Genomic DNA, 15866 nt, shown 5'->3' on the forward strand with positions numbered 1-15866 from the left:
TTGGTACGATAATATTAAAATATTGACATGATCCAAAAATCAGGAGGACTACATATGGGAATCAAGATTGGGTTGGATGTGGGAATCACATCGGTTGGGTATGCTGTGTTACGTACCGACGATGAAGGCGTCCCTTATAAAATAGAAATACTGAATTCCGTTATCTTTCCGGCTGCAGAAAATCCAAAATCGGGCGAGTCATTGGCAGCTCCGCGTAGAGGCAACAGAGGCTCTCGCAGAAGGACACGCCGGACCAAGTTCCGTAAATACCGGACGAAGCGCTTGTTTATTCGTCATGGTTTATTGACGGCCGAGGAAATTGAGGATATTTTCAATCAAAAATTAGGGCACAAAACGATTTATGAACTGCGGACAGAAGCTTTGGATCGGAAGCTTACAAACGAAGAGCTATTCCGGATACTCTACTTCTTTGCAGGACATCGCGGCTTTAAATCGAATCGTAAGGCAGAAACGGTAATCGCAAATGTCGATGCAGAAACAGGAATGGTGTTGGCTGCCATCAATGAAATCAAAGCAGCATTGGAAGCGGGGACTTACCGTACTTTGGGCGAATATATGCATGCCCATCCGAAATATGAGGAGCATAAACGAAATAAAGATGGCAAAGATCGTTATTTAGGTACCGCTCGGCGAGATTTTATCACTGACGAAATTAAACAGATCGTAAATGCTCAACGCGGATTCGGCAATGAGGCTTTGACGGATACGTTCGAACAAGAATTCATTGGTAATGGTGAAGGCGAAGCAGCCGGAATCTTCACTGCCCAGCGTGATTTTGATGAGGGTCCAGGCAAGGGAAGCCCATATGGCGGCGATCAAATCGAGAAGATGATCGGCTGGTGCACCTTTGAGAAAGAAGAACATCGTGCAGCAAAGGGAACCTATACTTTCCAATATTTTGAACTGTTGAGCAAACTTAATAATCTGAAAATACAGGAATTTGCCGGGGACGATTGGAAAGAATTGAACCCTGATCAAAGGCAATTGATCATCGACAAAGCCTTCAGCAAGGATAAGCTGCAATATGCGGAAATCAAAAAAATGTTGAAGTTAGAACCGGAAGCGAAATTCAATTTGTTGTCCTATGGCAGCAAGACTGAACAGGACAAAACTGAGAAGACGAACTTCGTCGCACTACGTAGCTATGACAAAGTACGCAAAGCGCTTGGCAAGGAAGTCTATGAAGCAATGCCGAGCAGTTTAAAGGATGAAATCGGTACAATCCTGACGACTTATTCCAGCGACAAGAGCCGCCGCAGAGTATTTGCTGACAGGCTGAGTTTGACGACTGATCAGATAGAAGTACTCTTGCCGCTTACTATGACGCAATACGGGCATCTATCCTTGAAAGCAATGCGAAACATCATCCCTTATTTAGAGATGGGACTGACTTATGATAAAGCCGCAGAGGCCGCAGGGTACGATTTTAAACACAACGCAATAGACAGAGCCTTCATCCATGAAAATGTGTCTAATCCGGTCGTAAAACGCGCCGTCAGCCAATGTATCAAGGTTGTAAACCAATTGACCCGCGAGTACGGCAAACCGGATGCGATCAATATCGAGTTTTCTCGTGAACTCGGAAAGAACTTTGAAGAGCGCCGTAAAATTGAGAAGGGCCAAAAAGAGAACATGGCACGCAATGAAAGTATTGCCAACGAGTTGCGTGAGAACGGTATAGCTGTTAACGGAGAGAACATTACCCGGTTGAAATTGTGGAGAGAACAGGGCAACATGGATCCATATACCGGTCAATACATTCCTTATGAGGAAGTTTTCTATGGTAATTATGATGTCGACCATATTATTCCTTACAGCATTTCTTTTGATGACAGCTATGGCAATAAAGTGCTGGTAAGCTCTGCTGCGAACCACGAAAAGGGTAACCAAATCCCGATGGAATATCTGGCGAATGATCCGATCCGTATTCAGAGCCTGGAAAATATTGCGGGAACAATCCGCAATTATAATAAACGCGAGAAACTGCTGAAGAAAAAAATGAGTCCTGAAGATGTAGATGGATGGAAATCACGTAATATCAATGACACGCGATACATTGCCAGACTGTTGCGCAATTACTTCAGACAGAATATCGAATTTTCCGAGAAGGAAAACATTAAAGAGAAAGTTGCCGTTAATAATGGTGTCGTAACCGCTCGGATGCGTGCACGCTGGGGACTCGGTCCAAAACATAGGGATAATGATCGACATCATGCGATGGATGCAGTCGTGGTTGCTTGTATGACTCCAGCATTTGTCAGAAGGGTTACAGTCTACAGTAAGCGCCAAGAGGTACGCTTCAACAAATCATTGTGGAATGAGGGAACCTTGGAATCCGACTTAGCTCACATGAGTTTGGAGAAACGTGAAGAATATGAAAAAATGTTCAGCAAAGCTTTCCCACAGCCTTGGGAAGGGTTCCGCGACGAACTGAATGCGCGGCTATCGGATAGCCCTAAAGAACTTATCAAGAACATCAAAAATACTTTGGGTACCTATGCCGACGAAGAAATCGAGAAACTCAAGCCGATGTTTGTTGTGCGAAGACCGAATAAGAAAATTACTGGGCCGGCTCATGATGCAACGTATCGAAGTGGTAGGTTATTGCAAGAAGGGAAATCTATAAGTCGAGTGAGCATTAGCAAGCTCAAACTTAATAAAAATGGTGAGATCGTAACTGGTAATGCCGAATTTTATAAATCGGACGATAATGGATGGTTTTTAATGTATAATGCACTGAAAACGGCTTTAGAACAGAATGGAGGCACTGGTGATAAAGCATTCCCGGGCGGAGTATTTACTTATTCACAAGAAAACGGAAACACACACACTGTTAGAAAAGTAAAAGTCGTTCAAAAATCCACGCTACAAGCTGTGCTAAACGATGGCAAAACAATGGCCGACAATGGATCTATGGTGCGGATTGACGTGTTTAGAACACCTAAGAAGTATGTGTTTGTTCCTGTGTATGTGAAGGATACCGTGGCGAAGGAACTGCCGGGTAAATATTGTGTCCAAGGGAAGAATTATGTTGATTGGCCAGAAATTTCAGATGAGGATCAATTTATTTTCTCTCTTTATCAGAATGACGTTGTTAAAGTTATTCCTAAAGGAGGTTTGTCTGTAAAATATAACGGGGAAAATACAGGAGCAGAAAAACTTGAATATTCATTGGGGTACTATTCTGGTGCTGATATTTCAACGGCAAGTATCCAATTAAAAGCTTCAGATAGTTCTTATGATGCTAGAGGAATCGGAATTGCAACTTTAGTAGATTTCAGTAAATTACAGATTGATTACTTTGGTAATCTAAGCAAAGTTAAAGAAAAAACCAGACAAACATTTTCTAATATGAAGAGGTGACTGTGATGGGGTTTCGAAATATCTACATTGAAAATCCAGCTCGATTAAGTATTAAAAATCGTCAACTGATTATTTCACAGGATCAAGATATTTCGATCCCCGTCGATGATATTGATAGCATTGTGATTGATTCATTACAATGCACATTGACAGCGCCTACTATTTCTTTTTTGGCGGAAAATCAGGTTGTCCTTTATACGTGCAATAAACAGCATATGCCATGTGCTGTTTTGAATCCACTCGGAAACCATTCCAGGAAGCTGATCATTCTACAGAACCAGATGGGTGTGACTAAACGATTCAAAGACAGGGCTTGGCAAAAAATCATTCGGCAAAAGGTTTTGAATCAAGCTAGGTGCTTAGAGCTGACGTCGTCTCCCAATGTGGCTGAATTGAACCAGTTAGCCACGCAAGTTTTAGAAGGAGATAAGTCTTTCAAAGAATCAAGTGCAGCAGCTTTGTACTTCCATTCACTGTTCGATACAAGTTTTAATCGCAGACATGAAACGGTTCATAATGCAGCACTGAACTATGGTTATGCCATAGTGCGCGGAGCAATTTCCAGGGACTTGTGTGCATATGGTTTTGAGCCAGCATTGGGGATCCATCATCACAATGAACTGAATGCATTCAATCTTGCGGACGACCTTATTGAGCCATTCAGGCCTTATGTAGATTTGTGGGTAGCACAAAATGTTGATCCCGAAGAAAAAGTACTTACTGCCACATACAAACGTGACCTTGTTTCCTTGTTATTTACAGAAGTGAAAATCGATAATGAATTACATTCCCTTACCAACGCAATTAGAAAAACCGTAGCTTCCTATACTAATTGTTGCAGAAATAACACAACGACCAATTTGAAATTACCAGAATTGATTCCGTTGCGACCGCACGAGTATGAGTAGCCGCTTTATGAGAATGGTGGTTATGTTCGACTTACCCGTGGAAACAAGAGAACAAAGAAAAATTGCAACAAAATTCAGGAAGTACCTATTGGATGAGGGATATGTAATGATGCAGTTTTCGGTTTATTATCGTATTTGTAACGGAAAAGACATGGTGAATAAATATCTGTTGCGCTTGGAAGACAATGTACCGGAAAAGGGTTCAGTCAGGTTGATTACCTTGACAGAAAAGCAATTCAGTGAAATGAAAGTTTTGGTAGGTGGCGTTTCACCTATAGAAGAGAAGCTAGATTCTAGCAATCTGTCAGTATTTTAGACACGCAAAATGGCCCTTCATAGCTGATATGAAGGGCTTTTTTGCGCGAGATGTTTTATTTTAGCCGATTTTGTAAGGAAACTATAGCCCCTCGTGGCGGCATGAGGAAAATGGATTTGTTTTATTTTAGCCGATTTTGTAAGGAAACTATAGCTGTGGTCGGCACAGGATTACCTGACACCAAGTTTTATTTTAGCCGATTTTGTAAGGAAACTATAGCCATCTATATTTTTCTTGATTCTTGTTTTTAGTTTTATTTTAGCCGATTTTGTAAGGAAACTATAGCGTGAACATGAGCGACTACCGCATCGTATTGGTTTTATTTTAGCCGATTTTGTAAGGAAACTATAGCCGTTGTTATAATAGTCATCTTGTATGATATGTTTTATTTTAGCCGATTTTGTAAGGAAACTATAGCAAATATAACTCACTGTGGTTTCACCGTACGGTTTTATTTTAGCCGATTTTGTAAGGAAACTATAGCTGTTATTAATATTAGTGTTGCTATGATTAGGTTTTATTTTAGCCGATTTTGTAAGGAAACTATAGCCATAGCAGACCACAGGGACAGCATTGAAGTGTTTTATTTTAGCCGATTTTGTAAGGAAACTATAGCTTCAAGGTATTGGTAAATGCTTGTTTTGATGTTTTATTTTAGCCGATTTTGTAAGGAAACTATAGCCCATCCCGATAACGTAGTATCAAGTGAGGTGTTTTATTTTAGCCGATTTTGTAAGGAAACTATAGCTACAAGTCTGCACTGGTCACGATTAACTCTGTTTTATTTTAGCCGATTTTGTAAGGAAACTATAGCGAATGGGTGTGTGTCAGTACAAGATACTTGGTTTTATTTTAGCCGATTTTGTAAGGAAACTATAGCTATGTCGAACTCAGATATCGTCCAACCCAAGTTTTATTTTAGCCGATTTTGTAAGGAAACTATAGCCTTTCTTGACGTTCATATAATTCTTTCCGTGTTTTATTTTAGCCGATTTTGTAAGGAAACTATAGCCCTCGTTGAAGAATATCAGGTAGAAAAAGTGTTTTATTTTAGCCGATTTTGTAAGGAAACTATAGCTAAACAATGTCACCATATACCATTTGTGTTGTTTTATTTTAGCCGATTTTGTAAGGAAACTATAGCCGGTCTGATTGACTTCGTATTGGTTGGTGGGTTTTATTTTAGCCGATTTTGTAAGGAAACTATAGCGGTTGCGGTGCGGTTGGAATGGACTTTCGGGTTTTATTTTAGCCGATTTTGTAAGGAAACTATAGCTTCATGGTCCAGTTCGTATTTTATTGGCATGTTTTATTTTAGCCGATTTTGTAAGGAAACTATAGCTATTGGGGATATCTAGCTTCTGAAATGGTGGTTTTATTTTAGCCGATTTTGTAAGGAAACTATAGCGTTTATACCAAACATCATTTTTAATCATCCGTTTTATTTTAGCCGATTTTGTAAGGAAACTATAGCTTTGGACAGTAGCCCTGCGGTTGCTATCCAGTTTTATTTTAGCCGATTTTGTAAGGAAACTATAGCGGCAGGTGACATGATTGGGCTTGTATTATCGTTTTATTTTAGCCGATTTTGTAAGGAAACTATAGCCCCCGGCTCAATGTCGTCAAGGATGTTTGAGTTTTATTTTAGCCGATTTTGTAAGGAAACTATAGCTTCTTGCAAATCTTTCAAAAACAAAACAATGTTTTATTTTAGCCGATTTTGTAAGGAAACTATAGCCTCACCCATGCGTGGGTTTTGATACCCTTAGTTTTATTTTAGCCGATTTTGTAAGGAAACTATAGCTATCAAAGGAGATGGAATCTAATGGCTAAAGTTTTATTTTAGCCGATTTTGTAAGGAAACTATAGCCTAAATTATATAGCGTACGGTTAACGGACGGTTTTATTTTAGCCGATTTTGTAAGGAAACTATAGCTGTAGCGGAAGAGCTGGAAAAGCTAGAGCAGTTTTATTTTAGCCGATTTTGTAAGGAAACTATAGCCCTGAACGAACAAACCGGAAAGTCGTACAAGTTTTATTTTAGCCGATTTTGTAAGGAAACTATAGCGCCAAACGTTAGAAGAAATTGCTGACACTTAGTTTTATTTTAGCCGATTTTGTAAGGAAACTATAGCTCCGGGGCATACGCTGAGATTAAAGACCGCGTTTTATTTTAGCCGATTTTGTAAGGAAACTATAGCTGCCGTAGATTGCGCTTAGTTTTGCGATTGGTTTTATTTTAGCCGATTTTGTAAGGAAACTATAGCTTACGCCTGCTTCACTGCGATTTAGTGTGAGTTTTATTTTAGCCGATTTTGTAAGGAAACTATAGCTGCCGGCATCGAAATCCTTCAGGACCTCTGGTTTTATTTTAGCCGATTTTGTAAGGAAACTATAGCTGTTGAAGGTTCGCTTCAAATCTTTCATAGGTTTTATTTTAGCCGATTTTGTAAGGAAACTATAGCCTTTGATCCGGGGTATGGCCCAGATGTTAAGTTTTATTTTAGCCGATTTTGTAAGGAAACTATAGCCTTCACCTGTAGTGGTGTTCACATAGGTGTGTTTTATTTTAGCCGATTTTGTAAGGAAACTATAGCCCTTTGTATTTTGGATATAGATATTTTGTAGTTTTATTTTAGCCGATTTTGTAAGGAAACTATAGCTGTCATGTTGTCACCTTTCAATTCTGATTTGTTTTATTTTAGCCGATTTTGTAAGGAAACTATAGCCCGCGACCCTTCACCCATTTTGCGAATTCAGTTTTATTTTAGCCGATTTTGTAAGGAAACTATAGCTGTTCCGCTGCCGTCATCTCGACCTCGATCGTTTTATTTTAGCCGATTTTGTAAGGAAACTATAGCCTGCGAAGCGATGAACTGAAAAACATCGAAGTTTTATTTTAGCCGATTTTGTAAGGAAACTATAGCTTGCTTTCTGTGGTGTGATTGCCGTTTCTGAGTTTTATTTTAGCCGATTTTGTAAGGAAACTATAGCGGATCACCCACACAAATAAACCGATAAATAGTTTTATTTTAGCCGATTTTGTAAGGAAACTATAGCGTATCGTCTGGAGTATTGCCAACCACGCTAGTTTTATTTTAGCCGATTTTGTAAGGAAACTATAGCTTAAACCTTAATTTTACGGTGTCATTAAGGGTTTTATTTTAGCCGATTTTGTAAGGAAACTATAGCCGGGTACCGTGGCGAGCTGTTCGCGGTGGTGTTTTATTTTAGCCGATTTTGTAAGGAAACTATAGCACAATGATGCTTTCTCATATGTGTTTGCATGTTTTATTTTAGCCGATTTTGTAAGGAAACTATAGCTATGGGGACGTTTACTTGGCATTGTCGAGTGTTTTATTTTAGCCGATTTTGTAAGGAAACTATAGCTGCCATAGATGAAATAAACAAATACACCGAGTTTTATTTTAGCCGATTTTGTAAGGAAACTATAGCAATAACTGATGATTTTCTACAATCCATTGCGTTTTATTTTAGCCGATTTTGTAAGGAAACTATAGCGCCCTTATACTTATTCATTTGATTGATTTAGTTTTATTTTAGCCGATTTTGTAAGGAAACTATAGCACATATGAACGCTAATTTTCCGAAACCATTGTTTTATTTTAGCCGATTTTGTAAGGAAACTATAGCCACTGTCCATGTAGTGATTAATTAAGCCATGTTTTATTTTAGCCGATTTTGTAAGGAAACTATAGCTTTTCAGCCTGTTCACGAAGTTTTTAAGCGGTTTTATTTTAGCCGATTTTGTAAGGAAACTATAGCTAACGAACCGTGAGGGATGACCTTATCCATGTTTTATTTTAGCCGATTTTGTAAGGAAACTATAGCTAAGGCGGTACGCTTCATCCCGATTTTTGGTTTTATTTTAGCCGATTTTGTAAGGAAACTATAGCCAATGCGTTCTTTATTAAAAATCTTGACCAGTTTTATTTTAGCCGATTTTGTAAGGAAACTATAGCGCTAGAGACGTAGATGATGATGTTTTGCACGTTTTATTTTAGCCGATTTTGTAAGGAAACTATAGCCATACACCCCGTGTTACAGCACGGGGATTCGTTTTATTTTAGCCGATTTTGTAAGGAAACTATAGCCGTAATATTCACCTTGGGCCATCGCGAAGTGTTTTATTTTAGCCGATTTTGTAAGGAAACTATAGCTTACCATCACTTCACTTCCAATTCATAGCCGTTTTATTTTAGCCGATTTTGTAAGGAAACTATAGCTGACCGACCTGGTAGGGCGTCGCGAACTTTTTTTTAGTCGATACTGTAAGTAAACTACAGCTTACAATGTTTAACGCTGGTTTTGTTAAGGTTTTAGTTAATAGATAATATTCGGATCAGAATCGTCGAATGGAATCGTTTCGGGTTCACCCTCGATTTCAAGGCTGATTAATTTTGTAAAAAAAGATCCATTTTGTAAAACATTCACCACATTTAACATCGAATTTGTCGGAGGGTAGTAGGTGCCACCCATGGCGGGTGCATAATTTAAGTAATGCCGGATTAATGGTTCCAATAAGGGGTCTTCTTCTCCATTGAAATCGAATATCAATTCCTCATCCTCTTTCGTGACTTCCACTAATATTTTCACTGTACCGAATAAACCTTTTGCAGTTATTTTATCCATATTCTCTTTCCTCCCTTAATGAATTGCCAATATGCCAAATAGCCATTTTGAATCTTTTACATCTTTCATTAACTTTTGCGGTTTCGTGAACGCATATTGGAGTTCAATAGTTTGATTTTTACTTTTGCTGTATTCAATCCATTTTACCCGATGTAATCCTGATAACCATATTAGAAGAGCTCAAAATTCATTTTTTTTATGGTTATTCTCATGCACTTGTGCTTTATGTGATGGGAACATGTATATGAAAAAAGAGTCCAGCGAACTAGACTCTTAATTTTTCTTTCAATGCTTCTGTTAATGTTGCGGAAAAGTTGATGCCGGCTTCTTCAGCTTTTTCAGCCAAATCGACAGGAATCGTTGTATTTTTTCTGACAACAGGCATTTTTACTTTTTTAGCGGCTGCAATAAGATCAACCATAATATAGCTCACAATCGCTTTGGGATTATCGGCTTGGACATCTGATAAGTGAGATGCTGTTGGTAGGTTTTTTTCATCATAAAGCATCAATTCCAATGCTTCAGCGCCGTTGGCCAGTGCATCGGGAATTCCGACTCCTTCGGAAATTGCGCCCGGTACATCCGGAAAGGTTACTGTGTATGTTCCTGTATCATTTTCGCTATCGTCGAGAACAGCTGGATAAGCAACATAGTGCGTGTGCGCCATAATAATTTCCCCCTCTATATAAATCATTTATTTTAGTCCGGCTTGCTTCAGAATATTGTTGTAAGTGCCAGGAGCTATTTCATCTTTGAGACCACTGTAAGGCACTGTTACTTTATGACCTTTGCCATCTTCGTAACGATGATGGTCACCAATGATGCGAACTTCAATGAACCCATGCTCCTTCAATAACTTCAAAACTTGTCTGGCTGTCTGTGGCATCTCTGCAACTCCTGTCCATATTTACATTATATACGCACTATGCGCATTTATCAATTCTGTGATTCATTGAAACAATCTAATTCTACAGATTTTACCTATTCCATCAATCTTCTAGAATATACGGAAATATACTCTGGAAACTTTAAAATTTCGTCTATGTGCAACTTATTTCGGACCGTGTTTCGCCAATCTAACTCTAAGGCAATTGAACAGGGCTTTAATCCAAAATTCATAGAACAAGCGTTCTTGAATATGCGCTCCAATAGACGTATACTTAGGACGTATCTTTACTGTGACTGGGGAAGGGGGACCTCCAAAATGTTCGATTTCATAAATAAAATATTCAAAAATAAGAAGCTTACTGAAGAAGAAAAGATATCGATCATTGAATTGGTGAATAATGAGGAGTCTTTCATCAAACCAAGAGATCTCATCGTGGAGCAGGAACGTCAGAAAATAGCTCAAAAGAAAGCCGAGAAAAAGGCTGCGGGAAAAGCTTGGATCAGCTACGTTTCGCCACCAGTAAGATTGAATGACAATTTTACAAAGCAAATCGAGGAAGTGGTTAGTGCATTATTTGAAAGATTATGCACTGTCGTCGATGTTGAGCTCAAAAAAAAGCATAAGAACATCAAACACGTGAAATATGAGCGATACTATTACCATGTGACTGCTTTTGACGAAATCTATCGGCTATCCAGAGAGGTGGTCTGTTCTACTTACAGGCTGGATAATGTCCACGTGTCTGTGTTTTTTTCGTATGACCTGAGAACCATGCTGTCCAGAGACATCCAAAAAATCCTTACGCATGAGTTAGAAGCGTACCGGGAAAATTTACCCTTTCCGGATGAGGAGACCAGGGATAAATTTGGATTGACACAATTCGGCACCAAAATCGTTTGGTGGGATCCATCAGGAATGTTGCGCGACAAGCAAATTTTTGACGGGATTGAAATGGAGTATTTCAACAACCTGCGGAAAAGGGTGACGAGGTTTACGGAAGTACCGGCTGTCATGAGCCTTTGTTTGCGGAAATACGCAGACCTCATGCAGATTGTGTTGCACAATCTGGAGGATGGATCCATCAAGTGGAAAATCAAGCCCAATAATTATTTTAGGAAATATTTCCGATTGCCGCTGGATGATGAGCGTATCTGGGCAGAAACAGCCGGGCTGCCAATGGACCTTTATCTCCTGGCTGAAAACATGGTCCGCCAGGAAATCGAAGGGATCCGCGTGGTTCCGGTTGAGGAAAACCTGCAGAGCCTGGAAAAATATTTACCTACAGAAACGTTCCAGCGGATCCAAATATATCTGAGCCAAAAAGTTGAGCTGGAGCTGGATTATCAGACCGTAACAGCCTTGCGGAACGTGAACAAGACTGTTTGGCATGAGGCCGCCAATCTGCTCATCAGCCAATCGCTTGAGCAGGTCAGTGGACTGCTTGGGGATGTTGTCAATGATCCGGATTTGAAAAAGATAGCCATGAAGGTGATCAAGCAAAGCGATGATGCGGATAAGCGCATCATTTTCATACTTTTGATGGAAAGGGCAGCTTTGCCGGTATCAAAAGCGCTGCAAAAAGAACGGGATGGCTTCATTCATCCAACCAGACAGACCGATTATCAACAGTTGCTCCTCGATGGAAATCTGCCTATCGAAAGTTTGCCGGATCTTCTAAATGAATGCACTCAACCGGTACGCAGGGAAATCAAGCTGGACACAGCCTTAATCACCGCATCACATTCTGCTTTGGATACCATTATTGATATGGTCGATACCTACCTGAGTGAGGAGAAAACCGATGAAGGGCTGGATTCGGCTGTGAGTCTGAATATTTTTTCCGAGATTGAGATGTCGCTGGCTGAAGAGCAGAATGAAGCAGAACGTGCGGTCTCCACATCGGTATCTATTTCAGCCGCTACTATAGAAGAGACCGAAAATACGGACAGTGAGCAGGAGTCTGAGCATATGCTGTTCCTGAAACAGTTGGTGGCAGACAACGGGATATCTTTGGTGGATTTTAAGGAACAGGCAAAAATTAAAGGGAAACTTCATCAGGCATACCTGACTGAATTGAATGAAGTGTTGTATGAAATATTTGATGATCAAGTACTGGTGATCAGCCACCAGCAGGTCATCATCGAAGAGGATTTTATGGAAGAAATGAGGGAATGGATCTATGGCTGAAATCAAGTTGAGAAAAAAGGATGCCCAAACGATTATTGCCTCACTTGAGGCAGGCGTTGTGCCTGTAAAAGGGGTACAGCATGTGCTGGTGGGCAGGAGCAATGAAGTCAAGGAAATCATCGACACCTTACAAAAATTGGAAGAAGGCAACAGTGATCTGCGGTTTTGGGTAGGCGATTTCGGTTCGGGCAAAAGTTTTGTTTTGCGGACGATCGAATCGTTGGCGCTGCAAAAGAATTTTGTTGTCTCCACAATCGACTTGACCCCGACGCGTCGTTTCTATGATTCATCCGGGAAAGCGTTGGCGTTGTACAACGAAGTCGTCAATAAGATCGTCATCAAAAATAACCGCGACGGGAATGCCATCGAGACGATCGTCCAGCAATGGATTCAGGTTCTGCTCGAGCAGATTGCCGCGGAAAACAGCCTCATCGTTCCCGTTTTGTTGGAAAAGCCGCATTGGAAATTGGTGGAGAATGCCATTCTGAAGACGACGAACTCTTTCTATTCATCGGGTCTTTCCTATGAATTTGGGCAAGCGCTGATGAAGTATTTCGAGGGGATTGCCGGCGACAATATGTCCCTTCAGATCGAAGCGATTCGTTGGATCCGCGGGGATATCACGACGAAAACGGAAGCCTCCAAAGAATTGGGCATCAAGAACGTCATCAATGACTCAAACTATCTCATCGCCTTGAAAAATCTGGCGGAATTATTCCTGAAGATCGGCTACAAGGGTTTTGTCATAAACTTTGATGAATCAGTCAATCTGTACAAATTACCCCGTTCTTTGACCCGGGAAAAAAATTATGAAATGATCCTCAATCTGTACAACGAAACGAAAACCAATGAAGCAAAAGGCCTATTCATCAATTTTGGCGCAACGAAGCACACGGTATATGACGAACGAAGAGGGTTGGCCAGCTATGGCGCTTTGAAAACACGCTTCGGGAACGAATTGATGAAAAATAAGGACTATGTCAATGTGAACAGTACTGTCATCGATCTGAAGCCGCTGACACCGGAAGAGATTTTTATCCTTTTGACCAAGCTGTTGGAAATTTACAATACGGCCTATCAAACGACGCTGACGGTGAAGGACAGCGAAATCAAGCAATACATGGAAGACCAGTTGAACCGGCCGGGAGCGGCGGCATTTTTGACGCCGCGGTCTGTCATCAAGGACTATATCGAAATTCTGTCCTTGCAGCGCCAGAACCCGGCCCATTCTTTCGCTCAAATTCTTGCCGATCGCTTCGGCAGAAAGTCTTCAGTTGTGGCGAAGGACGTAGATGACCACGATGAAATAGAGGTTTACTGATGCAGGCATTTGATAGTCTCAGCCGGGACATCCAGCAATACATCTATGATAAAGGTTGGCCAAGCTTAACGAGCATTCAAAATGCTGCCATCAAACAGGTTGCCAATACCGATCATAACCTTATTCTGTCCGCTCCGACGGCATCCGGGAAAACGGAAGCTGCATTCATCCCGGCGCTGAACAGCGTGGAAGATTGGGAAACGGGGCTGAAGGTGCTGTACATCTCTCCTCTGAAAGCCCTGATCAATGATCAATTCCAGCGCATCAGCGAACTCAGTGCGTATTTGGATATACCGATCACGCGCTGGCATGGCGAAGTTTCCCAAGCGCAGAAAAGAAAAGTTGTCAATCAGCCAAAAGGCATTCTGTTGATTACGCCGGAATCGATTGAAGGCATGCTGGTGAATCGTCCTGGCGAAGCGCAGCACCTCTTTAAAGGCGTGGAATGGATCATCATCGATGAGTTGCACAGTTTTCTGGGGACGGAACGGGGTATTCACCTGCAATCGCTGCTGCAACGGATCAGCCAATTCATGCAAGCGCCACGTTTCATCGCGATGAGCGCAACCTTGAACAAGAAGGATTTCGGTTATGCGAAAGCCTTCTTCGGCAGTCATCGTGATGCGGATATTCTCGTGGACCGTGATAAAAATGATCTGCTCATCACGATAGACTACACAAGTGGTGAGGCGGGCCCATTCGTCGCAAGGGAATCCTTAGAAGCGATCTATCAGTATTCCAAAACGGAAACGATGCTGATTTTTCCGAATTCCCGCAACCGAGTGGAAGAAATCACCCATAAATTGGATAAGATGGCAAAAAAAGAGAACGCGCCCATCCGCTATTTTGCCCATCATTCATCGGTGGACAAACTTTTGCGTGAAGAGGTTGAATTTTTTGCCAAGAACAACGAGGAACAGCTGTTCACGATCACCTGCACCTCCACTTTGGAATTGGGAATAGACATCGGATCGGTGGACAGCGTAGTGCAGTACGGCTCCCCTCCGTCCACTTCTTCGCTCAGCCAAAGACTGGGGCGCAGCGGCCGGAGAACCCACCAAAGCATCCTGCACATTGTGGAAGATGACTCTTGGGAAATGCTGCAGACCTACGCCGCACTGGATTTGTTGGAACGTGGTGAATTGGATGCCACAGAAATGATCGAGACTCCCTACAATGCTTTGGCGCATCAGGTGATGGCAATCCTCTTTCAAAAGGTCAGCATGCCGCTGACGCAATTGTTGCAGCTGAATAAAACCTTTCCGGTCTGGAGAGCGATTTCGGATGCGGATTTGACGCTGTTGATTGATTACATGGTGGAAAAAGATTTCATCGAAATAATGGATGAAGAGGCGATTGTCGGCTTGGAGGGGGAACGTCTGCTGCGTTCCAGGGATTTCTACGCATTGTTTTTCACGACCAGTGATTTTTCTGTCCATTACCAGCACGAGCGCATCGGCAGTCTGCCGTTCACACCTGATATCCAAATCGAAAGCAAAATTCTGTTGGCGGGCAGGGTGTGGATCGTGAAAGATATCGATGTCAAGGCAAAACGCATCATGGTGGAAATGACGAAAGAAGGAAGGCCCCCGAAATTCATCAGCGACGAAGGATTCGTTTCCAATGAAGTGCGTGAAAATATGGAAAAACTCTTGCGGACGGGAGAGTATCAGACCCTGAACAATGACAAGATCACACGCGATTTTGATTTTCTCAAGAGTGCACTCTACTACGATGACGGGAACTATTGGTATGAGGATAACCAGACGAATATAGGTGTCGTGACATTCAGGGGGACTAAGTTCAATATCGCGTTGTTGCTGCTCATCAAGAGCATTGCCGCTGAGGGAGAAAAATATCAACTGCATGACAAACACTCCTTGATCACGGGTCCCGACATAAAAAGAATGGTGGAACGACTTGCTGGAGGGGATGTTTCCCTGGATACTGTCGTTGTGTATCTGGAGAAAAATGAGAAGGCCATCGAAGAGTTGACGGCCCATCAAAAATTCATGCAATTGGTTCCCACAAGCTTGAAAATCAAGTGGATCCTGAATAACTTTTTTTCGGTTTGAATGTGACAGACGACGAAAGAGGGCATAACCATCGTTTTTGGTGTTGCGCTTTTTTTTCGTGTCTATGGAGACGGACTTGAAAATAGCCGAATTGAGATCCTGCCAGCCAACGTAAAAAGGTGGAAGGAGCCTA

General features: G+C 41.5%; 9 protein-coding genes and 1 CRISPR repeat array. Of the genes, 6 read left to right on the top strand and 3 right to left on the bottom strand.

The genetic code is table 11. The annotated features are described in order from the left end of the window. Positions 1-54: 54 nt before the first annotated feature. The 3 genes from cas9 to cas2 are packed head-to-tail and all read left to right on the top strand — an operon-like array spanning position 55 to position 4608. Entirely contained in the window at positions 55-3384 is a 3330-nt protein-coding gene (gene cas9, locus PH235_RS06055) for a type II CRISPR RNA-guided endonuclease Cas9 (protein ID WP_272161475.1), read from the top strand. A gap of 5 nt (positions 3385-3389) precedes the next feature. Further along, positions 3390-4292, top strand: coding sequence for a type II CRISPR-associated endonuclease Cas1 (gene cas1, locus PH235_RS06060; RefSeq protein WP_272161476.1), 903 nt, complete (start codon positions 3390-3392; stop codon positions 4290-4292). Between the two features lie 7 nt (positions 4293-4299). Continuing rightward, positions 4300-4608 (top strand): CRISPR-associated endonuclease Cas2, encoded by a 309-nt coding sequence (gene cas2 / locus PH235_RS06065; protein WP_272161477.1) that lies wholly within the window; start codon positions 4300-4302, stop codon positions 4606-4608. Positions 4609-4660: 52 nt separating this feature from the next. After that, positions 4661-8855: a CRISPR direct-repeat array (repeat unit 36 nt; unit sequence GTTTTATTTTAGCCGATTTTGTAAGGAAACTATAGC). Between the two features lie 97 nt (positions 8856-8952). Here cas2 and PH235_RS06070 read toward each other — a convergent pair. From PH235_RS06070 to PH235_RS06080, 3 genes are all read right to left on the bottom strand, one after another. After that, a complete protein-coding gene (locus PH235_RS06070) occupies positions 8953-9261 on the bottom strand; it encodes a hypothetical protein (RefSeq protein ID WP_272161478.1) in 309 nt (102 codons plus the stop codon). A gap of 265 nt (positions 9262-9526) precedes the next feature. Then, on the bottom strand, positions 9527-9955 hold the full coding sequence (locus PH235_RS06075) for a type II toxin-antitoxin system HicB family antitoxin (protein ID WP_272161479.1): 429 nt from the start codon (positions 9953-9955) through the stop codon (positions 9527-9529). After that, positions 9956-10147 carry a type II toxin-antitoxin system HicA family toxin gene (locus PH235_RS06080; protein ID WP_119093775.1) on the bottom strand — a complete coding sequence of 64 codons (192 nt, stop codon included), beginning with the start codon at positions 10145-10147 and terminating at the stop codon, positions 9956-9958. 318 nt (positions 10148-10465) lie between these two features. Here PH235_RS06080 and PH235_RS06085 point away from each other — a divergent pair, with 318 nt between their 5' ends. Genes PH235_RS06085 through PH235_RS06095 form a run of 3 tightly spaced genes read left to right on the top strand, consistent with a single transcriptional unit; the run spans position 10466 to position 15733 of the window. Further along, positions 10466-12337: a tellurite resistance TerB C-terminal domain-containing protein gene (locus PH235_RS06085; RefSeq protein WP_272161480.1), complete on the top strand. Its 1872-nt coding sequence runs from the start codon at positions 10466-10468 to the stop codon at positions 12335-12337. Continuing rightward, positions 12330-13658: a BREX system ATP-binding domain-containing protein gene (locus tag PH235_RS06090; RefSeq protein ID WP_272161482.1), complete on the top strand. Its 1329-nt coding sequence runs from the start codon at positions 12330-12332 to the stop codon at positions 13656-13658. The genes PH235_RS06085 and PH235_RS06090 overlap by 8 nt, the downstream gene beginning before the upstream one ends. Further along, on the top strand, positions 13658-15733 hold the full coding sequence (locus PH235_RS06095; protein ID WP_272161483.1) for a DEAD/DEAH box helicase: 2076 nt from the start codon (positions 13658-13660) through the stop codon (positions 15731-15733). The genes PH235_RS06090 and PH235_RS06095 overlap by 1 nt, the downstream gene beginning before the upstream one ends. Positions 15734-15866 lie beyond the last annotated feature (133 nt).

Origin of the sequence: Trichococcus sp. K1Tr (genome assembly GCF_028309625.1) — a bacterium.
Lineage (GTDB): Bacteria > Bacillota > Bacilli > Lactobacillales > Aerococcaceae > Trichococcus.